This is a genomic window from Streptomyces albireticuli, from assembly GCF_021228125.1.
GTDB lineage: Bacteria > Actinomycetota > Actinomycetes > Streptomycetales > Streptomycetaceae > Streptomyces > Streptomyces albireticuli.
The window spans coordinates 552,193-578,549 of record NZ_JAJQQS010000002.1; the positions used below are offsets into that span (position 1 = coordinate 552,193).

At 75.5% G+C, this 26,357-nt stretch carries 19 protein-coding genes and 2 pseudogenes; 11 read left to right on the forward strand and 10 right to left on the reverse strand.

From position 1 onward, the window contains the following. Positions 1-233: 233 nt before the first annotated feature. From LUZ64_RS02655 to LUZ64_RS02670, 4 genes and pseudogenes are all read right to left on the reverse strand, one after another. Positions 234-1,412, reverse strand: a pseudogene (locus LUZ64_RS02655) (energy-coupling factor transporter transmembrane component T); the annotation flags it as partial. Next, a complete protein-coding gene (locus tag LUZ64_RS02660; RefSeq protein WP_095579884.1) occupies positions 1,409-2,104 on the reverse strand; it encodes an SCO2322 family protein in 696 nt (231 codons plus the stop codon). The pseudogene LUZ64_RS02655 and the gene LUZ64_RS02660, both read right to left, overlap by 4 nt. Then, the gene (locus tag LUZ64_RS02665) at positions 2,101-3,369 is read right to left on the reverse strand and encodes an SCO2321 family membrane protein (protein WP_095579882.1); all 1,269 of its coding nucleotides are present in this window, start codon (positions 3,367-3,369) and stop codon (positions 2,101-2,103) included. The genes LUZ64_RS02660 and LUZ64_RS02665 overlap by 4 nt, the downstream gene beginning before the upstream one ends. A gap of 337 nt (positions 3,370-3,706) precedes the next feature. Next, positions 3,707-4,810 carry a Strvi_7410 family MBL fold metallo-hydrolase gene (locus LUZ64_RS02670; protein ID WP_107426581.1) on the reverse strand — a complete coding sequence of 368 codons (1,104 nt, stop codon included), beginning with the start codon at positions 4,808-4,810 and terminating at the stop codon, positions 3,707-3,709. Between the two features lie 367 nt (positions 4,811-5,177). On the opposite strand from LUZ64_RS02670, the gene LUZ64_RS02675 reads away from it, so the two are divergent. The 6 genes from LUZ64_RS02675 (at position 5,178) to LUZ64_RS02700 (ending at position 14,760) form a co-directional block, all read left to right on the forward strand. Next, positions 5,178-6,680 (forward strand): aldehyde dehydrogenase, encoded by a 1,503-nt coding sequence (locus LUZ64_RS02675; protein WP_095579878.1) that lies wholly within the window; start codon positions 5,178-5,180, stop codon positions 6,678-6,680. Continuing rightward, positions 6,680-6,913, forward strand: a complete 234-nt coding sequence (locus LUZ64_RS02680) for a ferredoxin (RefSeq protein ID WP_095579886.1) — start codon at positions 6,680-6,682, stop codon at positions 6,911-6,913. The genes LUZ64_RS02675 and LUZ64_RS02680 overlap by 1 nt, the downstream gene beginning before the upstream one ends. A gap of 317 nt (positions 6,914-7,230) precedes the next feature. Next, positions 7,231-10,137, forward strand: a complete 2,907-nt coding sequence (gene lanKC, locus LUZ64_RS02685) for a class III lanthionine synthetase LanKC (RefSeq protein WP_232390110.1) — start codon at positions 7,231-7,233, stop codon at positions 10,135-10,137. Between the two features lie 32 nt (positions 10,138-10,169). Next, positions 10,170-10,292 carry a SapB/AmfS family lanthipeptide gene (locus LUZ64_RS02690; RefSeq protein WP_087928319.1) on the forward strand — a complete coding sequence of 41 codons (123 nt, stop codon included), beginning with the start codon at positions 10,170-10,172 and terminating at the stop codon, positions 10,290-10,292. Between the two features lie 216 nt (positions 10,293-10,508). Then, the gene (locus LUZ64_RS02695) at positions 10,509-12,266 is read left to right on the forward strand and encodes an ABC transporter ATP-binding protein (protein WP_095583788.1); all 1,758 of its coding nucleotides are present in this window, start codon (positions 10,509-10,511) and stop codon (positions 12,264-12,266) included. Positions 12,267-12,666: 400 nt separating this feature from the next. Beyond that, the gene (locus tag LUZ64_RS02700) at positions 12,667-14,760 is read left to right on the forward strand and encodes an ATP-binding cassette domain-containing protein (RefSeq protein ID WP_232390109.1); all 2,094 of its coding nucleotides are present in this window, start codon (positions 12,667-12,669) and stop codon (positions 14,758-14,760) included. On the opposite strand, the pseudogene LUZ64_RS02705 reads toward LUZ64_RS02700, so the two are convergent. Then, positions 14,686-15,258: pseudogene (locus LUZ64_RS02705) on the reverse strand (response regulator); the annotation flags it as partial. The gene LUZ64_RS02700 and the pseudogene LUZ64_RS02705 overlap by 75 nt on opposite strands. A gap of 117 nt (positions 15,259-15,375) precedes the next feature. Next, positions 15,376-16,032, reverse strand: a complete 657-nt coding sequence (locus LUZ64_RS02710) for a TetR family transcriptional regulator (RefSeq protein WP_095583437.1) — start codon at positions 16,030-16,032, stop codon at positions 15,376-15,378. 219 nt (positions 16,033-16,251) lie between these two features. Here LUZ64_RS02710 and LUZ64_RS02715 point away from each other — a divergent pair, with 219 nt between their 5' ends. The 5 genes from LUZ64_RS02715 to LUZ64_RS02735 all read left to right on the forward strand — a co-directional run bounded on the left by LUZ64_RS02715 (position 16,252) and on the right by LUZ64_RS02735 (position 22,136). Then, positions 16,252-17,610, forward strand: a complete 1,359-nt coding sequence (locus tag LUZ64_RS02715; protein ID WP_095583438.1) for a glycosyltransferase family 4 protein — start codon at positions 16,252-16,254, stop codon at positions 17,608-17,610. A 105-nt stretch (positions 17,611-17,715) separates the two neighbouring features. Next, positions 17,716-18,450, forward strand: coding sequence for a class I SAM-dependent methyltransferase (locus LUZ64_RS02720; protein ID WP_087928324.1), 735 nt, complete (start codon positions 17,716-17,718; stop codon positions 18,448-18,450). Continuing rightward, positions 18,447-19,526: a prenyltransferase/squalene oxidase repeat-containing protein gene (locus tag LUZ64_RS02725; protein WP_095583439.1), complete on the forward strand. Its 1,080-nt coding sequence runs from the start codon at positions 18,447-18,449 to the stop codon at positions 19,524-19,526. Before LUZ64_RS02720 ends, LUZ64_RS02725 begins: the two co-directional genes overlap by 4 nt. A gap of 287 nt (positions 19,527-19,813) precedes the next feature. Further along, positions 19,814-20,617 carry a maleylpyruvate isomerase family mycothiol-dependent enzyme gene (locus LUZ64_RS02730; protein WP_095583440.1) on the forward strand — a complete coding sequence of 268 codons (804 nt, stop codon included), beginning with the start codon at positions 19,814-19,816 and terminating at the stop codon, positions 20,615-20,617. A gap of 34 nt (positions 20,618-20,651) precedes the next feature. Continuing rightward, positions 20,652-22,136, forward strand: coding sequence for a M1 family metallopeptidase (locus LUZ64_RS02735; protein ID WP_095583441.1), 1,485 nt, complete (start codon positions 20,652-20,654; stop codon positions 22,134-22,136). 49 nt (positions 22,137-22,185) lie between these two features. Here the strand turns inward: LUZ64_RS02735 and LUZ64_RS02740 are convergent, their stop codons facing one another. The 4 genes from LUZ64_RS02740 to LUZ64_RS02755 form a co-directional block, all read right to left on the reverse strand. After that, positions 22,186-23,199: an LLM class F420-dependent oxidoreductase gene (locus tag LUZ64_RS02740; RefSeq protein WP_095583443.1), complete on the reverse strand. Its 1,014-nt coding sequence runs from the start codon at positions 23,197-23,199 to the stop codon at positions 22,186-22,188. Positions 23,200-23,487: 288 nt separating this feature from the next. Beyond that, positions 23,488-24,366: a DUF5336 domain-containing protein gene (locus LUZ64_RS02745; RefSeq protein WP_095583442.1), complete on the reverse strand. Its 879-nt coding sequence runs from the start codon at positions 24,364-24,366 to the stop codon at positions 23,488-23,490. A gap of 210 nt (positions 24,367-24,576) precedes the next feature. Further along, complete coding sequence (locus LUZ64_RS02750) at positions 24,577-25,593, reverse strand: N-acetylmuramoyl-L-alanine amidase (RefSeq protein WP_095583446.1); 1,017 nt, start codon at positions 25,591-25,593, stop codon at positions 24,577-24,579. Between the two features lie 22 nt (positions 25,594-25,615). After that, on the reverse strand, positions 25,616-26,254 hold the full coding sequence (locus LUZ64_RS02755) for a class I SAM-dependent methyltransferase (RefSeq protein ID WP_095583447.1): 639 nt from the start codon (positions 26,252-26,254) through the stop codon (positions 25,616-25,618). Positions 26,255-26,357 lie beyond the last annotated feature (103 nt).

A 26,357-nucleotide genomic window follows, 5' to 3' on the forward strand; every position in this document is an offset into this window, starting at 1 on the left:
GGGTCGGTGTTCGCTCGGGTCCCTTGCGTGGGAGCGGGGCCCGGGTGGGGGCCCGTCGAGCGGGACGGTGTCGTCGTGGCACCGGCGTCCGTGCCGGTTTCCGTGGCGGGGGCCGCGCCGGTGTCCGTTCGGCTCACCTCCGCGGGGGCGTCCGCCGCCCGCTCCCGGGAGTTCGGCCTCGGGCGGCGGGCGCGGCCGGACAGAGCGGCCGTCCCGGCGGTCGGGCGGGTGGTGGCGCGGGGCGGCGCCGGGGCCACCAGGGCCGGGAGGAGGCCGACGAGGATCGACGCCGCCGGCCACAGCGGCAGGTCCGGGGAGGTCAGCGGGACCGCCGGGGGGTGCAGGGCGGCCGGGGCGTAGCCGTTCGCCCAGATCATCAGGGCCGCCACCGCCGCGCCCGAGCCCGACACCAGCCAGGCGCGGGCGCCCCAGCGGTCCGGGCGGTAGCGGGTGCGCACCGAGCGGCGGCCGCCCAGCCACAGGCCGGCCAGCGCGGCGGCGAGGCCCGCGAGGAGCAGCGGCAGGCCGTAGCCCGCGCCCTCGTCGGCCAGCAGGCCGTACGTTCCGGCACAGACACCGAGCAGCCCGCCCAGGGTGAGGACGTTCGTCGTGAGCCGAACCGCGCGCGGCACCCGCGCCGTACGGCCGTAGCCACGGGCGTCCATCGCCGCCGCCAGGGCCACGGAACGCTCCAGAGCACCCTCCAGCACCGGCAGCCCCACCTGGAGCAGGGCCTTGAGGCCGTGGTCCGGGCGCCCGCGCAGCCTGCGCGCGGCGCGCAGCCGCTGCACGTCCGCCACCAGGTTCGGCGCGAACGTCATCGCGACGACGATCGCCACCCCCGCCTCGTACAGCGCGCCCGGCAGGGACTTCAGCAGCCGCGCCGGGTTCGCCAGCGCGTTCGCCGCGCCGACGCAGATCAGCAGCGTGGCCAGCTTCAGCCCGTCGTAGAACGCGAAGAGCAGCCCCTCGGCGGTCACCCGGCCGCCGATCCGCACCCCCTTCGCCCAGTCCGGGAGCGGGACCTCCGGCAGGGTGACGAGGGTGTGCGTGCCCGGGATCGGCGAGCCGAGCACCACGGCGAAGACCAGCCGGATCCCGATGACGAACAGGCCGATCTTGACGAACGCCCCGTACGAGCGGGCCCACGGCGCGTCCGTGCGCCGCGCCGCCACCACGTACCCGGCGACGCCGATCAGCAGGCCCAGCGGCAGCGGGTTCGTGGTGCGGGACGCGGCGGTCGCGAGGCCCAGCGCCCATACCCACCACGCCCCGGCGTGCAGCGCGGAGGCGCGCCCGGTCAGCGGGGCCGGAGGGGACGGCGAGGCCGGCGGGGCGGGCGGGGCGACGGCCGCCGGGCCGCCACGGCCGCCACGGTCACCGCCCCGGCGCGGCGGGGTCCGTCCGCTCATCCGCGACGGCGGCGCGCCTGCCACACGGCGGCGGCACCGAGCACGACCACGGCGGCGACGCCACCGATCAGACCGGCCGAGGGGCCGCCGTCACCCCCGTCACCGGAGTCCCCGGCGTTCTCCGTGGCCCCCGGGGAGGCGGGCGTGGAGCTCCCCTTCTCCTTCCTCCTCTGCTCCCCGGCGCCGACCTGCTCACCGCAGCCCGACTTCGGGTAGCCCGCGATGCCGCACAGCAGCGCCGACGAGTCGTAGCGCAGCGGCTTCGCGACGGCCGCGAGGGCCTCGCCGGCACTCGCGTCCTCCGCCACGCTCGCGCACGCCGTCCGCGGCCCGGGCGGCGTCTCGCCCCCGGGCGCGTCGGCGGGCGTGCCGAAGTCGACGACGACCGCGACCCGCTTGCCGCCGTCCTTCTCCGGCGTGGCCTCGCACACCGCGTCGAAGTCGGCCCCGGCGCGCGGCTTCGCGGCGTCCTTGGAGTCCTCGCTGACGGCGAACCGGAAGCCGATGACGGAGCCGTCGCCGGGCCGCGCCGTGGACGGGCCCTGCGTGGCGTACGCCCAGCCGTCGCCGGAGCCCTCCCAGAACGACCAGTAGCGGTAGCCCGCCGCCTGCGCGGGCGCGGCGCCGAGCGCCGCGAGCAGCCCGGCGAGGAGCAGCGTGCCGAGGGCGCGCGCGCCGCGTCCCCGCGTCACAGCTGCTGCTTCTTCTTGCGGCCGCTGATCAGGAAGCCCGCGCCGACGCTGGCGACGAAGAAGACGCCGACGACCCACCAGGTGCCGAGGCCCCCGTCGTCGTCCTTCTTCTCCTCGTCCTTCTTCTCCTCCGCGGCCCCGGCCGCCTCCGGGGCCGGGCCCGTCGCGTTCAGCTGCGCGACCAGGTCGGCGCCGCCGAAGGAGCGCGGGTCGGCGCCGGCCGCGTGGGCGGCGAGCACCAGCTTGGCGAGCTTGCCCGGGCTCTTGTCGGCCCAGGCGGCCGTGCCGCTCTCCTTGGACGCGAGCCACTTCAGCGGCTTCTCGGCGGCCGTACGGTGACCGCCGGCGGCCAGCGCGAGGACGGCGTCGGCGGTGTTGCCCTGGTCGGGCTTGGCCGGGGCGCCCGGCATGGACGGCAGGAGGTAGCCGCCGTTCTTGTCGAGCACCGCGGTGAGGTAGCCGTCCACGGCCTCGGCCGCCGCGGTCGCGTCCTTCGGCCGGGCGCTGTCGTCGCCCTCGCAGGACAGCGGCTTCACCGCCGCGTCGGCGTCCTTCTTCACCGGGTCGACCAGGAAGCCCTTGCCCCGGGTGGCGAGCCCCGCGGCCGCGCTGGCCAGGTTGTCGGCGCGCAGCTCGTCCTTGTCCTTCAGGTACGAGAAGGCGCCGTGCTCCTCCTCTTTGGCGTCGCAGCCGAGCTGGAAGCCGAGCAGGGCGTCGACCGGGTTCTTGCCGTCCTTGACGGCGGCCTTCGCCGGGTCCTGCCCGGCGGCGGCGAACGCGCCGATCGCGATGGACGTGGAGTTGGCGTCGGTGGGGCTGCCGGCCTGGTAGCCCCAGCCGCCGTCGGCGTTCTGGCGGGCCTTGAGCCAGTCGAGGCCCTTCTTCACCGCGTCGCCCTGCCCGCCGGCGGCCACCAGGCCCTGCACGGCGGCTGCCGTCGCGTCGGTGAACTCGTCCTTCTGCGGGTCGCACGCCTTCGAGACGTCGGCGCGGTAGGCGGCGAAGCCACCGTCCGCGCACTGCTGGCCGGCCAGCCAGTCGACCGCGGACTTCGCCGGCCGGACCCCCACCGCGTTCTGTGCCACGAAGGCCAGGGACTGCCGGAAGACACCGTCGAACTTCGGGTCGGCCGTGCCGTAGAGCCCGGCCTTCGGCGACGGGGACGCGTCGGCGAAGGCGGCGGGCGCCACGGCCGCGCTCAGCACGGCGGCGGCGGCCAGGGCCGCGGCGCCACGGCGCGCGGGGACGGCGAGGGAGGGGGCCATGGGTCGGTGCCTCTCGGTGGGTGTCACTGCGGTGGTCGGCCTGCGAGGGAAAGGGTGCGCGGCCTCGCACGGCAGCTCCGCCGCGAACTCCGCGCGGTGGCACCGGGCTCGGCTCCGTATACCTCGACGGTGCCGGTGGGCCGGGCGGCGCCGACGGGCGGCGCGACCGGCTCCGGGAGCCTTGCCGCCAGGGACCGGGTGGTCCGGCTCGCACGGCCGGCCGCGGGGGCGGGCGTGGTCACGGTTGCGGGTCAGCGCCGGATTCGCACCGGTCTTTCCCCGTTCCGAGGCGGGATGAAGTTGTCACGCACACTTTAGCCGCCCCTTTACGCCGTGCTCATACCGCCACGTAAGCGACCGGGTGGCTGCCCGGCACGGCCTCGGCCAGCCGCCGAGCGACGAGGTGGCGCAGGTGCGCCTCGGCCTCGGCGACGGCGATGTTCCGCGAGGCGTACGGGATCCGGGCCCAGGGGCGGTTCCACGCCATGGACCCGGTGAGCTGCCACAGAGTCCGGGGCGTACGGAGCAGCGCGCGGAGCTCGGCGAGCCGGGCGCGGTGGTGGGCGAGGAGCTCCCGCACCCGGCCGGGCGCGTCGGTGAAGGCGTGCTGGTGGGCGGGGAGCACCTCGGCGGGGCCCAGGGCGGCGACGCGGGCGAGGGAGGAGAGGTAGTCGCCGAGCGGGTCGGCGGGGCGCCCGCCGGGGGCGCGGGCCGGCTCGTAGATCTCGTAGAGGCCCACGTGCGGGGTGATCCCCGGCAGCAGGTGGTCGCCGGAGAAGAGCCGGCCGTTGCCCGCGCCGCCGCGTGGGTGGGCCTCCTCCAGGTGCAGGCAGACGTGGCCGGGCGTGTGGCCCGGGGTCCAGACGGCGCGCAGCCGGCGGCCGGGCAGATCGAGCAGCTCGCCGTGGACGAGCTCCCGGTCCGGCAGCGCCGCCCGCCGCCCGGGCGGCTCCCGGTCCCCGGCCCGCGCCGCCTCCAGCCGTGCCACGTGGGCGGCGGGCGCGCCGGCCGCCGTCAGCTTCCCGGCGAGCAGGTCGATCCAGCCGCCGGGCGGGGTCCCGCGCAGGTGGCGGACGAGCTCCGTGTCGGCGGGGTGCATGGCGATCCAGGCACCGGAGACCTCGCGCACCCGGCCGGACAGGCCGTGGTGGTCCGGGTGGTGGTGGGTGACGAGGACGCCGTGCAGCGCCTCCACGGACGTGCCGCAGGCGGCCAGCCCGGCGGTGAGGGCGTCCCAGGAGGCGGGGTCGTCCCAGCCGGTGTCGACGAGGACCGGGCCGCGGTCGGTCTCCAGGAGGTGGACGAGCGTGTGGCCGAGGGGATTGCCGGGGATCGGGACGGGGAGGGACCAGACACCGCCGCCGTGGTCGGTTACGGGGGGTGGGGGCGGTGGTTGCGGTGGCGATTGCGGTGGTGGGGCGAGGGGCGTGGGTGACTCCAGTGGCCCGGGTGTTCCGGGCGCTCTGGGGGTGCTTGGTGTTCCGGGTGATCCCGGGGGCGTGGGTGGCGCGGGGTGCCTGGGCGATGCCGGCGTTTCCGGCGTCCTGGGCGTGCCCGGCGTCCCGGGTGGTCCCGGCGCCCCGGGTATCCGCGATTCGTCCGGTGTGTCCGGTGCGTCCGGTCCATCGGGTACGTCCGGCACGTGCGCCATGGGCACCTCCCCGTCACCGCCGCCCGGCGGCCATTGCCCACTATAACGAGAACTGCTATCAGTTCTGATGCTGCGTCAGATCGGCGCCGGGGCCGGTGCCGAGCCGCGTCGGATCTACTGGGCGGGCGCGCCGCCCGCCCGTGGGAGGCACCGGGCAATGGGCGAACTCATCGAATACGGGCAGTTGTTCATCGGCGGCGCCATGGCCGACCCGGCCGGCCGGGACACCATCGACGTCGTCTCGCCGCACACCGAGCGCGTCATCGGACGCGTACCGCACGCCGGCTTCGAGGACGTGGACCGCGCCGTGGCCGCCGCCCGGGCCTCCTTCGACTCCGGCGTCTGGGCCGGCCGGCCGCTCGCCGAGCGGATCGACGTCGTCACCCGGATCAAGGACGGGATCGCCGCCCGCCACGAGGAGCTCGCCCGGACCATCTCCGCCGAGAACGGCTCCCCCTACTCCTGGAGCGTCCTCGCCCAGGCGCTCGGCGCGATGATGGTGTGGGACTGCGCCATCGGCGTCGCGCGCGACATCCCCTACGAGGAGCGGCGCGGCGGCGTCCTCGGGCCGCTGGTGGTGCGGCGCGAGCCGGTCGGGGTGGTCGCGGCGGTCGCCCCCTGGAACGTGCCGCAGTTCGTGGCCGCGGCCAAGCTGGCGCCCGCCCTGCTGGCGGGCTGCTCCGTGGTCCTCAAGCCGTCGCCCGAGACACCCCTGGACGCGTATCTGCTCGCCGAGATCGTCACCGCGGCCGGGCTGCCGGAGGGCGTGCTGTCGATCTTGCCCGCCGGGCCGGAGACCGGTGAGTACCTGGTCGGGCACCCCGGCGTCGACAAGGTCTCCTTCACCGGCTCGGTCGCGGCCGGCAAGCGCGTCATGGAGGTCGCCGCCCGTCACCTCACCCGGGTCACGCTGGAGCTGGGCGGCAAGTCCGCGGCCGTCGTCCTGCCCGACGCCGACCTGGACGCGGCCGTCGCCGGCATCGTGCCGAGCGCCTGGATGAACAACGGCCAGGCGTGCGTCGCGCAGACCCGCATCCTCGCCCCGCGCGTCCACTACGACGAGCTCGCCGAGCGGTTCGCGGCAGCGGCCGGCGCCCTCGTCGTGGGCGACCCCCTCGACCCCGCCACCCAGGTCGGCCCGCTGGTCGCGGAGCGGCAGCGGCGGCGCTCGCTGGACTACATCGCGCTCGGGCGGCGCGAGGGCGCCAAGGTGCTCGCGGGCGGCGGCCGGCCGGCCGGGCTCGACACCGGCTGGTACGTCGAGCCCACGCTCTTCGGCGACGTCGACAACACCATGCGGATCGCCCGCGAGGAGATCTTCGGGCCGGTCATCTGCCTGCTGCCCTACGACACGGAGGAGGAGGCCGTCCGGATCGCCGACGACTCCGACTACGGGCTCTCCGGCAGCGTCTGGACCGCGGACGTCGAACACGGCCTGGACATCGCGCGCCGGGTGCGCACGGGCACGTACTCCGTGAACACCTTCAGCCTCGACATGCTCGGGCCGTTCGGCGGCTACAAGAACTCCGGCCTGGGGCGGGAGTTCGGGCCCGAGGGCTTCGCGGAGTACCAGGAGCACAAGATGATCCACCTGCCGGCCGGGCAGGGTGAGTCCCCGGAGGAGCCCGCCGGGGCGCCCGCCGGGCACGGGGAGGGATGATGGCCGAGCGCTGGCACGTCACGGTGGACCGGCGGGTGTGCGTCGGCTCGGGGCTGTGCGCCGGCCTCGCGCCCGAGGCGTTCCGGCTCGATCCGGCGCGCAGGTCCCACCCGGTGCCGGGCGCGAGGGAGGCGTCCGAACGGGTGCGTGAGGCGGCGGAGATGTGTCCGGTGGAGGCGATCGCGATCGCGCTGGCGGACACGGGGGAGGCGGTCTTCCCGCTGCCGGAGTGAGGGGTGGGGCGGGCGGCCGGGGGCTGTACGGGGCGGGCGGCCGTCCGCGGGTTGCGCGGTCGGGCCGGCTTCCGGGCGCTTTCGACCCGGTGATCGCGGTGATCCGCGGTGATCCGCGGTAATCCGCAGTGATCCGTGCGGGACCGGTCCGGTGGGACGTCGGCGGGTGGTGGGCCGATGGTGGGCCGGTGACCTGGGCCGGACCGGCCCGCGCCTGGTTACTCATGCGTTCCGCACTGCCTGTTCATGACATGTGTGACTGGTTCGCCTCTCAACGGCGTGGAAATCTCGACGCAACGGAGCCGAGGGGGGAACCGATGGACAAGCGGTACGAGGTCTACTGCCTGGCGGACAGGCATTTCTACGAGACCCCGGACCGTTTGTCCCTCCCGGCCGGCGGCGCGCCGGAGGCCGACGCCGGGCTCTACGAGCCCGCCCGCCGCCCGGCGCCCGCCGGCTGGCACACCTCCCGCACCGGTGACTGGCTGCACCTCACGCCCGTGGACGCCGACGGCGCCCCGCGCCCCGGGCAGCCGCCCCAGGGCTGGAAGATCCATGTGTCGGCGACCGCCTCGAGCGCGGAGAAGACGGCCGCGGCCGTCTGGGACCACTGTGTCCCGAGGGGCATCCCCTTCAAGTTCGTCCCCGCCCCGCACCTGCTGCACCTGCGCAACAGCAAGTACGCCGGGCGTGACCACAGCGGGAAGTTCGTCACGGTCTACCCGAAGGACGAGGAGCAACTCCTCGCGACGCTGGACGAGTTGCACGAGGTGGTCGGCGGCAGGCCCGGCCCGTACGTCCTCACGGACCTCCGCTGGCACGAGGGCCCGCTCTACGTCCGCTACGGCGCCTTCGCCCGCCGGTTCTGCGTCGACGCGCGCGGCACGCTCGTCCCCGCGATCGAGGACGCCGAAGGGCGGCTGGTGCCGGACCGCCGCGACCCCACGTTCCACGTCCCCGACTGGGTGAAGCTGCCCGCCTTCCTGGAGCCCCACCTCGCCGCCCGCAACGCCACCACGGTCGGCGAGCTGCCGTACCGCATCGAGAAGGCCCTGCACTTCTCCAACGGCGGCGGTGTCTACGCCGGTACCGACACCCGCGACGGCCGGAAGGTCGTCCTCAAGGAGGCCCGCCCGCACGCCGGCCTCGCCGCCGACGGAGCGGACGCCGTCGCCCGGCTGGAGCGGGAGCGGGACGCCCTGGAGAAGCTCTCCGGGCTGGGCGTCGCGCCCGAGGTCCGTGACTGGTTCACCCTCGGGGAGCACAGCTTCCTCGTCATGGACTTCGTCGAGGGCCGCCTCCTCAACTCCTACTTCTCCGAGCGCCATCCCCTGATCGCCGCCGCCCCGGCCGCCACCGCCGTGGCCGACTACACGGCATGGGCGCTGCGTGTCCACGCCGCGGTGGAGGAGGCCGTGTCCTCGGTGCACTCCAGGGGAGTGGTCTTCAACGACCTGCACATGTTCAACATCATGGTCGCCCCCGACGAGCGCTCCGTGACCCTCATCGACTTCGAGGCCGCCGCCCCCGCCGCCGAGCACGGCCGTCAGATCGTCGCCCACCCCGGCTTCGTCGCACCGCCGGACCGCACCGGCACCGCCGTCGACCGCTACGCCCTGGCGTGCCTCCGGCTGGCGCTGTTCCTCCCGGTGACCATGCTCTTCGCCATCGACCGCGGCAAGGCCGCCCACCTGGCCGAGGTGATCGCCGAGGAGTTCCCCGGGGTGCCGGAGGAGTTCTTGACGGAGGCGGTGGCGGAGATCACCGGGGAGGGGACGGGAAGCCGGGCGTCCGGCGCCGCGGGCCGTGGGACGGGCGGGGGAACCCGCGCCGGTACGGGCGCCGGCACAGGCGGCCGTACGGACGGCGCGTCCGCCGACGGCTCCGGAAGCCCCTCCGGCCGTGGCACCCACGAGGGCGCGGGCACCGCCGCGGGCCGTGGCGCGGACGAGGGGGCCGGCCTCGGCGCGGGCGAGCGCGCCGCACGGCGACCGGCGGCCGCCGGGGCCGCGGCCCCCGCCACCGCCACCGCCCCGCACCCCCGCGCGGGAGCGCTCCCCGCGCTCCCCGCTCCCGGGGACTGGCCGCGCAGCCGGGACTCGATGGTGCGGGCGATCCTCGCCTCCGCCACCCCCGACCGTGCCGACCGGCTCTTCCCGGGCGACATCGCGCAGTTCGGCGACGGCGGCGGGCTCGGCCTCGCGCACGGCGCCGCCGGGGTGCTCCACGCCCTCGCCGAGACCGGAGCCGACCGCTACGAGCGGGGCGAGCGCTGGCTCCTCGACCACACCGACCCGCTGCCGCCCGGCACCCCGCTCGGCCTCTACGACGGCGTCGCCGGGGTCGCCTGCGTCCTCGACCGGCTCGGCCACACCCGGCGCGCCCTCGACCTCGCCGCGACCGTCCTCGCCGAGAAGTGGCAGCGGCTCACCTCCGACCTCCACAGCGGCCTGGCCGGGGTCGGCCTCGCCCTCGACCACCTGGCACGGACCACCGGCGAGCGACAGCTCCACGACCAGGCCGTGGAAGCCGCCCAACTCCTCGCCGACCGGATCGCCGCCGACCTCGCGGCACCGGCCGCGGCCCGCCGCCGGGCCGGCCTGATGCACGGCGCGAGCGGCCCCGCCCTGCTCTTCCTCCGGCTCCACGAACGCACCGGAGCCCCCGCCCTGCTCGAACTCGCGGAGCGGGCCCTGCGCGCCGACCTCGCCCGCTGCGTCACGACCCCCAACGGCACCCTGGAGGTCGACGAGGGCTGGCGCACCATGCCCTACCTGGGAGACGGCAGCGTCGGCGTCGGCATGGTCCTCGACGACCACCTCGACCACGCCGCCCGCCGCGGGACGGCCGCGGACCCGGCGCTCGCCGAGGCCCGCACGGGCATCCTCCGCGCCGCGCGGTCACGGTTCTACGTCCAGCCCGGCCTCCTCCAGGGCCGCGCCGGCATGATCCTCCACCTCAGCCGCACGACCGCGCCCGACGTCACCGAGGAGCACCTGGCCACCCAGGTCCGCGCACTCTCCTGGTACGCGATGGCCTACGAAGGCGAACTGGCCTTCCCCGGCAGCCAGATGATGCGGCTGTCCATGGACCTCGCCACCGGAACCGCCGGCGTCCTGCTGGCCCTGGGCGCCGCGCACGGCGCCCCCGCCGGCCCGACGCCGCGGCTCCCCTTCCTGCCGCCCCTGAGGGCGCCCAAGGACCGGCTCCGCACGGAGCCGTAGCACCACCATCCGTCCCCATGAAAGGAAAGACCATGGCCCTTCTCGACCTGCAGAACATGGACTCCGAGGAGTACGGCGGCGGCCACGGCGGCGGAGGCAGCAACGTGAGCCTCCTCCTCTGCTGGAGCACGGCCAGCGTCGCGCTCTGCCTGTGACACGGAGCCGGTAGTCACCGGGGACCGGGCGGGCACCCTCAGGGCCCGCCCGGTCCCACCGGCAGGACCGGCGGGCGGACCGCGCCGGCAGGACCGGCGGGCCGAGCACGCCGACAGCACCGATAGGCCGACCACGCCGACAACATCGACAGCACCGACAGCACCGACAGCACCGACAGCACCGACAGCACCGACAGTGAGGGCTGCGACGACCCCATGGCACAGACGGCACAGACGGCACAGACCCGAACCGCCCCCGCCGGAACGGCCGGAGGCGAGAATTCCGGCGGCAGGCACCCCGGCGACCGGATCCTGCGCGACGCGACCCGGCACAGCGCCGCCCGCACCGTGGCCCTGGCTCTGCTCGCCGTCACCGCCATCGGCGCCACCCTGCTGCTGCCCGCCGCCCTCGGCCACACCCTCGACCTCCTCCTCGCCCGGCGCGGTGCCGAGGCGACCCGCTGGGTCCTGCTGTGCGCGGGCCTCGTCTGCGCGCCCGCCGCGCTCGACGCCCTGGAGGACGTGCTCTCCGGCACCACCGCCGCCCGCGCCACGGCCTGGCTGCGCCACCGCCTGCTGGCCCACGTCCTCGCCGTCGGGCCCCGCGCCACCGCCCGCTTCGCCCCCGGCGACCTCGTCACCCGCCTCGTCGGCAACGCCGCGGACGTCGGCACCGCCCCCGGCACGCTCGCCGGATCCGTCGCCTCCGTCGCCGCCCCGCTGGGCGGCGTCGTCGCGCTCGGCCTCATCGACCCATGGCTCGCCGTGGGCTTCCTCGCCGGGGCGCCCCTGCTCGCCCTGCTGCTCCGGGCGTTCGCCCGCGCGTCCGGCGACTGCGCGGCGGAGTACCAGCGGCTCCAGGGCGAGATCGCCGGACGCCTCGTCGAGGCCGTCGGCGGCGCCCGGACCATCGCGGCCGCCGGCACGGAGCGGCGGGAGACCACCCGTGTGCTCGCCCCGCTGCCCGGACTGTCCCACCAGGGGCACCGCATGTGGCGGGTGCAGGGCCGGGCCGCCGCGCAGGCCGTCACGGTCGTGCCGCTCCTCCAGATCACCGTCCTGGCCGTCGCCGGCCTGCGCCTCACCCAGGGGGCGCTCAGCGTCGGCGACCTCCTCGCCGCCTCGCGCTACGCGGTGCTCGCCACCGGGGTCGGTGTGCTCGTCGGGCACCTCGGCGCGATCGTCAGGGCCCGTACGGCCGCCGGGCGCGTCGCCGAGGTCCTGGCCGAGCCCGGCACGGCGCACGGCTACTGCCGGCTGCCGGCCGGCCCCGGGACCCTGGAGCTGCGCGGCGTGAGCGCGGAGCGCGGTGGGCGGACGGTGCTGCGCGACGTGGACCTCGTGGTGCCGGGCGGCACGTCCCTGGCCGTCGTCGGCCGTTCCGGCACCGGCAAGTCGGTCCTCGCGGAGCTCGCCGGCCGGCTCGCCGACCCGGCCGCCGGGGTGGTGACGCTCGACGGCGTCCCCCTGCGCGAGCTCGGCCACGACACCTTGCGGCGCGCGGTCGGCTACGCCTTCGCCCGTCCCGCCCCGCTGGGCGGCACGATCGGCGGCACGATCGCCTTCGGCGCCTTCGACCCCGGCCCCGACGCCGTGACGGAAGCGGCCCGCGCGGCGTGCGCGGACGGCTTCGTGCGCCGCCTGCCGCTCGGCTACGCCACGCCCTGCGAGGCCGCACCGCTGTCCGGCGGCGAGTCCCAACGCCTGGGCCTGGCCCGTGCCTTCGCCCACGCGGGCCGCGTCCTGATCCTGGACGACGCGACGTCCAGCCTCGACACCCTCACCGAACACGAGGTCACCCGCGCCCTCCACGGCACCACCACCCGCACCCGCGTCGTCGTCGCCCACCGCGCCTCGACGGCCGCCCGGGCCGACCGCGTCGCCTGGCTCGCCGACGGCCGCCTCCACGCGACGGGCACCCACGAGGACCTATGGCGCGACCCGGAGTACCGGGCGCTCTTCGGCGCGCGGTGACCCCGCGCGGTGACGCCCGCCCGGGGCACTCCGGGCCGGCCGCGGACGGCGTCCCGCCCATCCGGCGGTGGCGCTCCGGCAGCGCGCCGCACGGGGCTGCCGGCTCCGGCGCGAGCCCCGGGCGTGGCCGCCCGGTCCCTCACCGGGGGACGCGCGCCGAGGCCCCGCCGCCCGGGCGACAACCGGCCGACGGGCCGGGAGCGGGCCGCCCCCGCTCCCGGCCGGTTCCGCCGCCGCCGGGGCGTCGGCGCGCGGGCGCCGCATGTCCTCCCGCCACCACGGTGGGTCGTCCCAAGACGTGCCCCACCGGTGCCCGACGGGCCATGTCCGGTCGCCCGTCCACCGGCCGCGGCCCGACGGCCGCCGCGACCGTCCCTACCCGGAACCCCAGGAGGTCCCCATGCGTGAGCGCCGTCGTCACGGCGGCCGTGGCGGCGGCAGCGGCGTCGCCCGTCGAGGGCTGCGTTTCCTGCGCCGCCGGCGGGCCGTCGTCGCGTGGCTCGTCGTGTGGTCCGTGGTCGAGGCCGCGCACACCTTCGGACTGGGGTACGCGCTGGCCAGAGCGCTGGACTCCGGCTTCCTCGCGGGGCGGGCCGGGGCCGGGCTCGGGTGGCTCGGGGCGGCCGCCGCGGCCGTGGTCGTCGGGGCGTACGGGACCGGGCGTACGTACGACGGCGTCGCCGGGCTCGTGGAGCCGCTGCGCGACGGGCTCGTGCGGCGCGTCGTCCCGGCCGCCCTGCGGGACGCCGACGGCGCCGCCGTCTCCCGGCTGACCCATCAGGTGGAGATCGCCCGGGACGCCTTCGCCGGGCTCGTGATGGTCTCGCGGTCGTTCGTCTTCACGGCGGCCGGTGCCCTGACGGGCCTGTTCCTGCTGGCCCCCGCCCTCCTGGTGGTCGTGGTGCCGCCGCTCGTGCTCGGCCTCGGCCTGTTCCTGGCCACCCTGCGGCCCCTCGCCCGCCGCCAGGAGACCTTCCTCGTCGCCGACGAGACCCTCGCCCGCTCCTTCGGCGAGGTATCCGCCGGGCTGCGCGACATCACGGCCGGCGGCGCCGAAGGCCGGGTCCGCGACGCGACGGGCGCCCTCGTCGACGCCGAGCGCCGGGCCTCCGTGGCGCTCGCCCGCTGGTCCGTCGTGCGCGTCGCGGCCCTGGCCGTCGCCGGCCAGCTCCCGGTCGTCCTCCTGCTGGCCGCCACGCCCTGGCTGCTCGACCGCTCCGTCACCCCCGGCGCCCTCGTCGGCGCCCTCGCCTACCTCACGCAGTCCCTCCTGCCCGCCCTCCAGAACCTCGTCCACGGCCTGGGCGCGAGCGGCTCCCGCCTCACCGTCGTACTACGCCGCCTCACCGCCACCCCGCAGCCGGCCCCGGGGGCACACCCCGGAGCCGGGCACCCGGCGCCCACCCCCGGGCCACGTCCCGCGGGCGGGCACGCGGCGCTCGCGCCTCCCGCCGTCGTCGGGCTGGGCGGCCCCACTGCCACCCCGCCGCCCGCCCCCGGGCCACACCCCACGGACGGGCACCCGCCGCCCGCCCCCGGGCCGCGCCCCATGAGCGGGCACTCAGCGCCCGTCCCCGGGCCGCGCCCCACCAGCGAGCACCCATCGCCCCCACCCCCCACCCCCGCCGTCGAGCTGCGCGGCGTCACCTTCGCCTACGGCGAGCACGCCGACCCCGTCGTCGACGCCCTGGACCTGGTCGTGCCCACCGGCTCGCACCTCGCCGTCGTCGGCCCCAGCGGGGTCGGCAAGTCGACGCTGGCCGGGCTGATGGCGGGTCTGCTGGCGCCCCGGAGCGGTGAGGTGCGGGTCGGTGGGCGGCCGCCGGGGGATCCGGGCGGGCGGGTGCTCATCCCGCAGGAGGCGTACGTCTTCTCCGGCACCCTCGGCGACAACCTGCGCTATCTGCGCCCCGACCCGGTCGGCGAGCGGGAGCTCGCCGACGCGGCCGAGGCCCTCGGCATGTCCGGTCTCGTCGCGCGGCTCGGCGGCTTCGGGACACCGCTCGCCCCCGACACGCTGTCCGCGGGGGAGCGGCAGCAGATCGCCCTGGCCCGAGCCTATCTCTCGCCCGCCCCCGTCGCCCTGCTGGACGAGGCGACGTGCCACCTCGACCCCGCCGCCGAGGCCCGGGCCGAGCGGGCCTTCGCGCGGCGGCCCGGCACCACCCTGATCGTCATCGCGCACCGCGCCGCCTCCGCGCGCCGCGCGGACCGCGTCCTGGTGATGGACGGCCCGCGCACCCGCTGCGGGGACCACCGCGAACTGCTCGCGGTGTCCCCGCTCTACCGTGACCTCACCGGGGCCCCGGGCCCGCGCACGCCGGCGCACGCCCCCTCACACCCACCCCGCTCCCCGCGAGATCCGGATCGCGTCGACGCGGTTGCGGGCCCCGGTCTTCCGGGTGATCGACGCCAGGTAGTTGCGCACGGTCCCGTTGGAAAGGTGCAGACTCCGGGCGATCTCCCCGATGGAGGAGCCCTCCGCGGCGAGTGAGAGCACGCTGAGTTCACGTCTCGTCAGCGGGATCTCGGCGGCCTCCAGGAAGCCGTAGCCGAGCGACTCGTCGATGTACCGCTCGCCCTTCGCCACCCGCCGTATCCCCTCGACCAACTGGTCGGGAGAAGCGTTTTTGCTCAAGTACCCCAAGGCCCCCTCCTCATACGCCCGGCGCAGCGGCCCCGGCCGCTCCGCCGTGGCCAGGGCCAGCAGGACCGAGGTGCCGTCCCCCGCGCAACATCGGGCGGACAGCTCCCTGAGGCCCCGTGGCCCCGCGGCGTCGGGGCTGTCCATGTCCACGACGCAGACGTCGGGCCACCTCGCCCATGACGTGGCCGCCGCGTGCTCCCAGGAGGCGGAGAGGACCTCCAGGTCGGGCTCCCTGCCGAGGAACGCCGCCAGCGCCGCGCGCAGCAGATAGGTGTCCTGTACCAGTAGAACCCGGATCACGACCCCGCCTCCCCGTCCCCCGGCGGCCAGTGCTACGCCGGGCACGTCGACAATTCATACGGCGTGTACCTCTGCCGTGGGCGCGGAATACCTCACCTGTGGGGGGCGCAAGGGCGCACGAAACGAGCCACGCGCGCCCCAAGTTCACTCGAACGCGCCGCCCTAAACCTCTTGGCAATTCCCGGTAGAAGGTGAAGTGAGGTCGATCAGCCGGCACACGGTCTCGATGTCGATCTTCACCTGGGCGATGGAGGCCCGCCCCGACAGCCAGGTGATGAGCGCCGAGTGCCAGGTGTGCTCGATGACCCGGACGGCCGAGAGCTGCGCGGGCGTCGGCGGCCCGGCCAGCCCCATCGCGTCCAGGATGATGGCCGTGGTGAGCCGCGAGACGGTGTCGACCTCGGCGCTCACCGAGCGGTCGGCGAAGGTGAGGGCGCGCACCATCGCGTCGGCCAGGTGCGGTTCGCGCTGCATCGCCCGGAAGGCCCGCATCAGGGTCTGGGCCACGCGCGCGGCCGGCTCCTCCTCCGTCGGCGGGCGCTTGCGCAAGGTCCCGTGCAGCTGCTGGAGCTGGTCCTGCATCGTGGCGACCAGCAGATGGATCTTGGACGGGAAGTAGCGGTAGAGCGTGCCGAGCGCGACGCTCGACGACTCGGCCACCTCCCGCATCTGCACCGCGTCGAAACCGCCGCGGACGGCCAGCCGGGCCGTGGCGTCCAGGATGCGCCGCCGACGGGCTTCCTGACGCTCGGTCAGAGGGAGGGGGGCGCTGACGGCGGGCGCGGCCGATGCGGTCGCCGCCTTGGATTCCGTAGTCATATGTCCCATTCCGTGGCGGTCCATCCAGCGGTATCTGTGCAGCCCGGACGGCACAGCATGGCAGGGGTCGGGTCGTGGCGCGAATCACCCGATCCGGTCCTGTCGACTGCCCGTCCGGCCGGTAGATTCAAGCTTCTGGACAACCCAGTCTGAAACTTGTTCTAGATTAGCGCGACCGGTTACGCTCCGGCGGGAACAGCAGCGAGAAGGAGGCCGGGAGTGACCGCTGAGGCCACAGAGGCAGCACTCGCGCGAGAGGGCGGCCTCCCCGGCGGGGACACCTCCCGCACGGAACGCCCGCTGCGCATCGCGCTGCTCAGCTACAAGGGCAACCCGTTCTGCGGCGGCCAGGGCGTCTACGTACGCCACCTCTCCCGCGAACTCGCCCGGCTCGGCCACAGCGTCGAGGTCATCGGCGCCCAGCCGTACCCCGTGCTCGACGAGGGCGTCACCCTCACCGAGCTCCCCAGCCTCGACCTCTACCGGCAGCCCGACCCCTTCCGCATGCCCGGCCTGGGCGAGTACCGCGACTGGGTCGACGCGCTGGAGGTCGCCACCATGGCCACCGGCGGCTTCCCCGAGCCGCTCACCTTCAGCCTGCGCGCCCGCCGCCATCTCGCCGCCCGCCGCGGCCGGTTCGACGTCGTGCACGACAACCAGACCCTCGGCTACGGGCTCCTCGGCGGCCCCCTCACCCTGGGCGCCCCGCTCGTCACCACCATCCACCACCCCATCACCGTCGACCGGCAGCTCGACCTCGACGCCGCCGCCGACTGGAAGCGCCGCGCCTCCGTCCACCGCTGGTACGGGTTCGTCCGGATGCAGAAGCGCGTCGCCCGCCGCCTGCCGTCCGTCCTGACCGTCTCCGGCTCCTCCCGCGACGAGATCGTCGACGACCTCGGGGTGCCCGCCGACCGGATCCACGTCGTCCCCATCGGCGCCGACACCGACCTCTTCTCCCCGGACCCGTCCGTCGCGGAGGTGCCCGGCCGGATCGTCACCACCTCCAGCGCCGACGTCCCCCTCAAGGGCCTGGTCCACCTCGTCGAGGCGCTCGCCACCGTGCGCGCCACCGACCCCGGGGCCCACCTCGTCGTCGTCGGCAAGCGCGCCGAGAACGGCCCGGTCGCCACGGCCATCGCACGGCACGGCCTCGGCGACGCCATCCGCTTCGTCAAGGGCGTCAGCGACGCCGAACTCGTCGACCTCGTCCGCTCGGCGCAGGTCGCCTGCGTCCCCTCCCTCTACGAGGGCTTCTCGCTGCCCGCCGCCGAGGCCATGGCCACCGGCACCCCGCTGCTGGCCACCACCGGCGGCGCCATCCCCGAGGTCGCCGGCCCCGACGGCGAGACCTGCCTGGCCGTACCACCGGGCGACGCCGGCGCCCTCGCCGCGGGCCTCACCCGGCTGCTCGGCGACGCCGACCTGCGCCGCCGCCTCGGCGCCGCGGGCCGTGAGCGGGTGCTCGCCCGCTTCACCTGGCGGCAGGCCGCGATCGACACGGCCGAGCACTACCGTGCGGCCGTCGCCCGGTACGGTGCCGCCGACGCGGCCCGCCGCCGGGCGGGCATCCGGTAACCCGGCCGCCGCCTCCGGCCCCGCCGGGCCCGGACGTCCGCCGACCGCGTCCCCACCGCCCCCTGATCCGACCTGACCTGCCCCGCCGGACGAAAGCAGACCTCCGTGCTGACCGTCGATTTCACCCGCTTCCCGCTCGCCGCCGGCGACCGCGTGCTCGACCTGGGCTGCGGCGCGGGCCGGCACGCCTTCGAGTGCTACCGGCGCGGCGCGCAGGTCGTGGCCCTCGACCGCAACGGCGAGGAGATACGCGAGGTCGCCAAGTGGTTCGCCGCGATGAAGGAGGCCGGTGAGGCCCCGGCCGGCGCCACCGCCACGGCCATGGAGGGCGACGCCCTCGCGCTGCCCTTCCCCGACGACACCTTCGACGTCGTCATCATCTCCGAGGTCATGGAGCACATCCCCGACGACAAGGGTGTCCTCGCGGAGATGGTCCGGGTCCTCAAGCCCGGCGGCCGCATCGCCGTCACCGTCCCGCGCTACGGCCCGGAGAAGATCTGCTGGGCGCTCTCCGACGCCTACCACGAGGTCGAGGGCGGCCACATCCGCATCTACCGCGGCGACGAACTCCTCGACCGGATGCGGGAGGCGGGCCTCGCCCCCTACGGCACCCACCACGCGCACGGCCTGCACAGCCCGTACTGGTGGCTCAAGTGCGCCTTCGGCGTCGACAACGACAAGGCGCTGCCCGTCCGCGCCTACCACAAGCTGCTGGTCTGGGACATCATGAAGAAGCCCAAGGCCACCCGGGTCGCCGAGCAGCTCCTCAACCCCGTCATCGGCAAGAGCTTCGTCGCCTACGCGACCAAGCCGCACCAGGACGGGGCGGTCGCCAAGTGACCACCTTCAGCCGCGGCCCCGGCCGCACCGAACGCCTCGTCCTGCCCGGTGTGCTGACCGCACGACAGGCCGTCCGGACGGTCGCCGCCCTCGCCGCCGTACAGCGCGAGGACGGCGCCATACCCTGGTTCCGCGGCCACCACCTCGACCCCTGGGACCACGTCGAGGCCGCCATGGCCCTGGACGCCGCCGGCGAGCACGCCCGCGCCGAGGCCGCCTACCGCTGGCTCGCCGACCACCAGAACCCCGACGGCTCCTGGTACGCCGCCTACGCCGACGGCGACGCCGACGCCCCCACCGACCGGGGCCGGGAGACCAACTTCGTCGCCTACGTCGCCGTGGGCGTCTGGCACCACTACCTCGCCACCGGCGACGACGCCTTCCTCGACCGCATGTGGCCGACCGTCTTCGCCGCCGTCGAGTTCGTCCTCCAGCTCCAGCAGCCCGGCGGCCAGATCGGCTGGAAGCGGGAGGAGGACGGCACCGACGTCACCGACGCCCTGCTCACCGGCTCCTCCTCCATCCACCAGGCACTGCGCTGCGCCCTCGCCGTCGCCGAGCACCGCGAGGAGCCCCAGCCCGGCTGGGAGCTGGCCACCGGCCTCCTCGCGCACGCGATCCGCCGCCACCCCGAGCGGTTCCTCGACAAGAGCCGCTACTCCATGGACTGGTACTACCCGGTCCTCGGCGGCGCGCTGACCGGCCCCGAGGCCAAGGAGCGCATAGAGGAGGGCTGGGACCGCTTCGTCGTCCCCGGCCTCGGCGTCCGCTGCGTCCTCCCCAACCCCTGGGTCACCGGCGGCGAGAGCTGCGAACTCGCCCTCGCGCTCTGGGTGATGGGCGAGTCCGACCGCGCCGTGGAGATCCTCCAGTCGATCCAGCACCTGCGCGCCGAGAACGGCATGTACTGGACGGGCTACGTCTTCGACGACAAGGCCGTCTGGCCCGAGGAGCTCACGACATGGACGGCGGGGTCGCTGCTGCTGGCGGCGGCGGCGCTGGGCGGCGACGAGGCGACGACGGCGGTCTTCGGCGGGGAGCGGCTGCCGCGGGGGCTCGAACCGGATTGCTGCTAGGCCCGGAGCGCCTGGCCGCGCTACCGCGCGGTGTCCTCAAGCGCCGGACGGGCCGGATTCGCCCCTGCCCGGGGGCAGCTTGCCGCAGGCCGGCTCTCCGCTGTGCCAGGAGGCGGCTTTCCTGCCCGGCTCCTGGCGGCAACCCGGCCCGCCCGGAGGTGCCTCCCGGGGGCACCCCCAGCGGTAGCCGGGGGAGTTCGAGGACCGGGGTCCGGGGCGGAGCCCCGGTTCCGGGAAGGGGCGGGGTGGGGAAAAGGCCCCGCGCAGCCGCACCCTAGGGTGGCGTCATGACTCACCTCAGCTACGACCGTTACTGTTCCGAGGTCGTCACCCAAACCACCCTCCTCCGCGAAGCGATCCACGGCGCGGACCTCACCGCCACCGTCCCCACCTGCCCCGAGTGGACCCTGGCCCAGCTCCTCCTGCACGTGGGCCAGGCCCACCGGTTCGCCGAGCACCTCGTGCGCACGCGGACCACCTCCTACACCCCCACCGACATCGGCGCCGCCCCCGCCCCCGGCCCCGGCGACCCGTCCCTCGACGCGGACGCGGCGGCGTTCGGCGCCTGGCTCGCCGAGGGCGCCGACGCCCTGGCGAGGACCCTGCGCGAGAGCGGCCCCGACACCGGGGTGTGGACGTTCGGGCCGCGCCAGGCCGCCGGCTTCTGGGCCCGCCGGATGACGCACGAGACCGTGATCCACCGGGCCGACGCCGAGGCCACCACCGGCACCGCGTTCACCGTGGCCCCGGAGATCGCCGCCGACTGCCTCGACGAATGGCTCCAGATCGTCAGCTCGCCCCTCGCGATGGAGTTCAACCCCGCGTACAAGGAGCTCCTCGGCCCCGGCCGCACCCTGCACCTGCACGCCACCGACACCGCGCCCGAGCTGGTGGCGGAGTGGTTCGTCGACTACAGCGGCGAGCGGATCGAGTGGCGGCGCGCCCATGAGAAGGCGGCCGTCGTCGTGCGCGGCCCGCTCACCGACCTGCTGAGCGTCTTCTACCGGCGGCAGCCGCTGGACAGCGGCCGGGTCGAGGTCCTGGGCGAGCGCGAGCTGCTGGAATTCTGGCTGGAGCGGGCCCGCTTCTGAGCCCGTTCCCCGGTGGGGTGAGAGCATCGGCAGCATGACCGACACCCTCCGACGGCCGTCCGTCCGGCACGTCCCCGCGGTCCGCCGCCGGGCGCCGCGCCGGACGGCCGCCCGTACCCTGCCGGCGGTCGCGGCGCTGGCGCTCGTCGCCTCCTGCACCGTCGGCGGTGGCGGCACGGCGAAGGCGGACGCGGGCGCGTCCGGAGCCGGCGACCCGCTCTTCCCCCAGCTGGGCAACGGCGGTTACGACGTCCGGCACTACGGCCTGACCCTGGCCTACGAGCCGGACGGCAACCACCTGGACGGCACGGCCGTGATCACGGCGCGGGCGACACAGGAACTTGCCGCCTTCAACCTCGACCTGAAGGGGCTGGACGTCCGCGCCGTCCGGGTCGACGGCCGCGAGGCCCGTACGGAACGGGAGGGCACCGAGCTGACGGTGACACCCGACCGGAAGATCGCCAAGGGGCGGACGTTCGAGACGGTCGTCACCTACGGGGGGACCCCGGAGGAGATCACGGACGAGGACGACGAGGACGACGAGGACGCCAAGGACGGCGAGGGCGCGGAAGGCTGGGTGGAGACCGACGACGGCGCGGTCGGCCTCGGCCAGCCCACGGGCTCGATGGCCTGGTTCCCCGGCAACCACCACCCCTCCGACAAGGCCGCCTACGACATCCAGGTGACCGTGCCCGCCGGATACACCGCCGTGGCCAACGGCGAGCTGAAGCGCGAGGAGACCAAGGGCGGCCGGAAGTCCTTCTCCTGGCACTCCGCCGAGCCGATGGCGAGCTATCTGGCGAGCGTGGCCGTCTCCCCGTTCAAGGTGACCACCACCCACGCCGGGAAGCTGCCCGTATGCCTCGCCACGCACCCCAAGCAGGCCGCCGCGGAGCCCCGGCTGAAGAAGCTGGTGCCGGAGGCCCTCACCTGGGCGACCGGCCTGTTCGGCCCGTACCCCTTCTCCTCGGCCGGCGCGGTCGTCGACCACAACCCAACCCTGGGGTACGCCCTGGAGACCCAGACCAAGCCCTACTTCGGCACGACCCCCGACGACCTCACCGTGGTGCACGAGATCGCCCACCAGTGGTTCGGCAACTCCGTCACCCCCCGCACCTGGCGCGACATGTGGCTGAACGAGGGCTTCGCCCAGTACGCGGAGTGGCTGTGGGAGGAGAAGCGGGGCGGCCGGTCCGTCCAGCGCATCTTCGACGACTACTACGACGGCAAGGACCCGCTGAGCGAGGGCATCTGGGCCTATCCGCCCTCCGACCCCGAGCCGGAGACGGTCTCCGACCCACCGGTCTACGGCCGGGGCGCCATGGTCCTGCACAAGCTGCGCCAAGCCGTCGGCGACGAGAAGTTCTTCGCGACCGTACGGGCGTGGACCGCCGAGCACCGGCACGGCAACGCCGACACCGCCGAGTTCGTCCGGTTCTGGGAGCGGAAGTCGGGCAAGGACCTCGACGGGCTCTTCGACGTCTGGCTGCGCGGGAAGGGCAGACCCGCCACACGTTGAGCGCCGCGCACCGCCCGGCTCACGCGTTGAGCGCCGCGCACCGCCCGGCTCACGCGTTGAGCTCCGCCAGGACCCGCAGCGTGGCGGCGTCCGGGGCCGTCACCAGCAGGTCCGTGACCGGCCCCGCCCGCCACAGCGCCAGCCGCTCCGCGATCCGCTCCCGGGGGCCGACGAGCGAGATCTCGTCGGCGAAGTCGTCCGGCACGGCGGCCACGGCCTCCTCCCGCCGCCCGGCCAGGAACAGCTCCCGCACCCGCCGCGCCGCGTCCGCGAAGCCCATCCGGGCCATCAGCTCGGCGTGGAAGTTGCGGCGGGCGTGCCCCATGCCGCCGATGTAGAAGCCGAGCATCGCCTTGACCGGCCGCAGCCCCTCCGCGACGTCGGAGCAGAGCCGGGCCTGGACCAGCGGGGCGACCATGAAGCCCTCGGGCGCCGCCGCGAGGGCCGCCGTGTACAGCCCGGCGCGCAGCGGCGACCAGTACAGCGGCAGCCAGCCGTCGGCGATCCGCGCGGTCTGGGCGATGTTCCTCGGCCCCTCGGCCCCGAGCAGCACCGGCAGCCCGGGGCGCAGCGGATGGACGATGGACCTCAGCGGCCTGCCGAGGCCGGTGGCGTCCGGGCCGCGGTAGGGGAGCGGGTGGTAGCGGCCGTCGAGGGTCACGGGCGCCGCGCGGCGCAGCACCTGGCGGACCACGTCGACGTACTCGCGCGTCGCCGTCAGGGGGCTCTCCGGGAACGGGCGCCCGTACCAGCCTTCCACCACCTGGGGTCCCGACAGTCCCAGGCCGAGTAACATCCGGCCGCCGGAGAGGTGGTCGAGGGTCAGCGCGTGCATCGCCGTCGCCGCCGGGGCGCGGGCGGCCATCTGGGCCACGGCGGTGCCCAGGCGTACGCGCCGGGTGTGCGCGGCGATCCAGGTGAGGGCCGTGAAGGCGTCCGAGCCCCATGCCTCGGCGGTCCACACCGAGTCGTAGCCCAGCCGCTCGGCCTCCAGGGCGAGGGAGAGCCGGCCGGGGTCGGGGCCCCCGCGGCCCCAGTAGCCGAGCGCGAGGCCGAGCCGCATCGACGCCTCCATCTGACGGTCCGTCAGTCAGGGTCGGACTGTACGACCCGGCCCGCCGTCCCGGCAAGACCGCTGCCCCGGCGGGACGGCGGTGCGACGACGGCCGCCCCGGCGGGAGAAAAGGCCCCGTCGAGACGAACAGGCCGGCCGGACGAACGCTCCGGCTGGACGAGCGGCCGGGCAAGGCGAACGATCCGGCGGGAACGCTCCACCGGGCGACCGCCCCGGTACGGCGAACGGCCCGCCGGGAGAACCCGGCGGGCCGTTCGGGGAAGCGTGCCGATCAGGTCAGCCGCGCTGGATCCCCGTGGTGTCCTGGAGCAGGCCGCGACGGCCGTCCTGGGTCTGCGCGACCAGCGCGGCACCGCGCTGGTCCACCGCCAGGTACCAGGTGCCGGGGGCGAGCTCGGCGACCGGCGTCGGCGAGCCGTCCTCCCCGTAGAGCGGACGGGCCACCGGGACCGCGAACCAGAACGGGGCGAAGTCCGCGGCCGGGGCCGCGGGCTGCGCCGCGCCCGGCTGCGGAGCGGCGGCCGCGCCGGTGGCACCGGCCGCGCCGCCCAGGCTCGGGTCCTGCGGACCCTGCGGCTGGCCCGGCTGGGCGCCGAACGGCTGCTGCTGCGCGCCGTACGGGCCCGGGGCGCCGGGCTGCTGCGCGCCACCGGGGTAGCCGTAGCCCGGGTTCGGGCCGGCGCCGTACGGGGCCGGGGCCTGCGGGCCCGGAACGCCCATGAGCGGGGCCTTCAGCGCCGGGGTGCGCGGCGTGAGCAGCGCCACGGCGGCCAGGGCCAGGGTGGCGATCAGGCCGAGGATCTGGCCGACACCGGGGGAGATGCTGTCCGGGCCGCCGATGATCGTCCACACCGAGGACCACGCGGCGAAGACGGTGAGCGCCGTGCCCCACTGGTCGAGACCGAGGCCGAGGACCTTGCGGCCCTCCGGCTGGAAGCGGGCGGCGACGATCAGGGCGGCGGCGATGATGCCGGCGAGGAAGATCGACGGCAGTACGGGGAAGAGCCCGGACTTCCAGCCGTTCGGCTCCGCCGGACAGCCGATCGACGACTGCCCGCAGTCGTACGAGTAGAAGCTGAGGAACGAGGCGATGAACAGCAACACCGCTGCTCCGATCACCACGCCGTCGCCTCGAGTGAGGGAGCGGATGTTCAACTGAAGTCCTTTGTCAGTGTTGATCATTAACCGTCGCCGTCCCGGTGTCGGGACGTGCGAGGGCGCGGGGGCAGGGGCGGGGGTGCCCCCATCGTACGGGTGAACCTATCGCCTGGGTGGCCGGGGCGTCTTCTTCGTATCACCGTCGTGACACGGCTGTGGCCTGCTGGTACGCCCCCCTGTTACCCGCCGTCCCCCCCGCACCGGCCCCTACCCGCGCAGGAAGTCCGTGATGCCGTCCGCGATCCCCTGCGCCGCCTTCTCACGCCATGCAGCGTCGGTGAGCCGGCCCACGTCCTCCGGGTCGCGCATGTTGCCGCATTCGATGAACACCTTCGGGACCGTCGAGAGATTGAGCCCGCCGAGATCCCCGCGGGTGTCGAGGCCCGTGCCGCCGCCGATGTAATTGGACGGCGGGCTGCCGGTCGTCCGGACGAAGTTCCCCGCGATCCGCGCGCCCAGTTCCTTCGACGGCCCGACGATGGGCGCGGTGTCCGCCGCCCCGCCCTTCACCAGGGCGGGCAGGATCACATGGAAGCCGCGGTTGCCGACGGCCGAGCCGTCGGCGTGGAGGGAGACCGCGGCGTCGGCGTGGGCCTTGTTGCCGATGGCGGCCCGCTCGGTGACGCACGGTCCGTACGCGCGCTCGCCGTCGTGCGTGAACACCACCTTCGCGCCCTGGTTCCGCAGGATCGTCCGCAGGCGGTGGGCGACGTCGAGGCTGAACGTCGCCTCGGCGTAACCGGCGTCCGTGGACGTGCCGGTGGTGTCGCACTCCTTGCGGCCCGTGCCGATGTCGACGGAACGGTTGATCTCCGCGGTGTGCTCGCTGTTGCGGATGTTGTGGCCGGGGTCGACGAGGACCACCTTGCCCTTGAGCGGGCCGTCGGCGCGCGGCGCCTCGCCGTCGGCGACCCCGGCGCCCTCACCGGCCGACGGGCCCGGCGACGCGGTGGTGCCGCTCGCGGACGGCGAGGGGCTCCGCGGCCCGGAGGCCGCCGCCGAGGGCCCGGGGGCCGCGGGGGCCCGGGAGGTGGCGGCGGAGGTGGCGGCGACGGGGCGCTTCGCGCTGTCGTCCTCGCCCCCGCCCGCGTCCCACAGCAGCCAGCCCGCGAGACCGGCGGCCACCAGGGCCACCAGCGCGGCTATCAGAGGGGTGGCGCGGCCACCGGGACGGCCGGACACGCCGTCACGGCGGGGCGCGCGGGGAAAGCTGCCTTTGGACACCCGGCGATGCTAACGCCGCCCGTCAGATTCCGAGGCCGGTCCGGCGGAGAACGTGCAGGGAACGGGTCACCGAGACCTCGGTGAAGGCACCGGACGCGAGCGCCCTGCGGTACACGCGGTACGGGGCCTGGCCGCCGTCGGCCGGATCGGCGAACACGTCGTGGATGACGAGGAGTCCGCCCTCCGCGAGGTGCGGCACCCAGCCCTCGTAGTCGGCCGTCGCGTGCTCGTCGGTGTGCCCGCCGTCGATGAACACCAGCCCGAGCGGCGTCCCCCACACCGCGGCGGCCTGCGGCGACCGGCCGACGATCGCGAGGACGTGCTCCTCCAGACCCGCCCGGTGCAGCGTCCGGCGGAACGTGGGCAGCGTGTCCATGCGCCCCACGACCGGGTCGACGACGGAGGTGTCGTGGTACTCCCAGCCGGGCTGCTGCTCCTCGCTGCCGCGGTGGTGGTCGACGGTCACGGCCGTGACCCCGGCCTCCCGCGCGGCGTCGGCGAGCAGGATCGTCGACCGGCCGCAGTACGTGCCGACTTCGAGCAGCGGCATGCGCAGGGCCGCCGCCTCGCGGGCGGCCGCGTGGAGGGCGAGTCCTTCGTCGAGCGGCATGAAGCCCTTCGCCGCTTCGAATGCGGCGAGCGTCTCGGGCTTGGGGGCCATGGGGGTCCTCCGGGGGTGCGTGTGGTGGATGCAGGCTACGCGGGCGCGTGAGCGGCCCGGCCCCGGGCCCCGGTCCTCGACGCGGGACGGGCCGCGTCGCCGC

What these genes read in the sequence shown, in the direction of transcription:
- LUZ64_RS02695 (WP_095583788.1), top strand. Translation starts at nt 10,509, where the DNA reads ATGGCACAGACGGCACAGACGGCACAGACCCGAACCGCCCCCGCCGGA.
- LUZ64_RS02700 (WP_232390109.1), top strand. Translation starts at nt 12,667, where the DNA reads ATGCGTGAGCGCCGTCGTCACGGCGGCCGTGGCGGCGGCAGCGGCGTC.
- LUZ64_RS02755 (WP_095583447.1), bottom strand. Translation starts at nt 26,254, where the DNA reads ATGGCCCCCAAGCCCGAGACGCTCGCCGCATTCGAAGCGGCGAAGGGC.
- LUZ64_RS02740 (WP_095583443.1), bottom strand. Translation starts at nt 23,199, where the DNA reads ATGCGGCTCGGCCTCGCGCTCGGCTACTGGGGCCGCGGGGGCCCCGAC.
- LUZ64_RS02690 (WP_087928319.1), top strand. Translation starts at nt 10,170, where the DNA reads ATGGCCCTTCTCGACCTGCAGAACATGGACTCCGAGGAGTACGGCGGC.
- lanKC (WP_232390110.1), top strand. Translation starts at nt 7,231, where the DNA reads ATGGACAAGCGGTACGAGGTCTACTGCCTGGCGGACAGGCATTTCTAC.
- LUZ64_RS02675 (WP_095579878.1), top strand. Translation starts at nt 5,178, where the DNA reads ATGGGCGAACTCATCGAATACGGGCAGTTGTTCATCGGCGGCGCCATG.
- LUZ64_RS02730 (WP_095583440.1), top strand. Translation starts at nt 19,814, where the DNA reads ATGACTCACCTCAGCTACGACCGTTACTGTTCCGAGGTCGTCACCCAA.
- LUZ64_RS02710 (WP_095583437.1), bottom strand. Translation starts at nt 16,032, where the DNA reads ATGACTACGGAATCCAAGGCGGCGACCGCATCGGCCGCGCCCGCCGTC.
- LUZ64_RS02680 (WP_095579886.1), top strand. Translation starts at nt 6,680, where the DNA reads ATGGCCGAGCGCTGGCACGTCACGGTGGACCGGCGGGTGTGCGTCGGC.
- LUZ64_RS02735 (WP_095583441.1), top strand. Translation starts at nt 20,652, where the DNA reads ATGACCGACACCCTCCGACGGCCGTCCGTCCGGCACGTCCCCGCGGTC.
- LUZ64_RS02665 (WP_095579882.1), bottom strand. Translation starts at nt 3,369, where the DNA reads ATGGCCCCCTCCCTCGCCGTCCCCGCGCGCCGTGGCGCCGCGGCCCTG.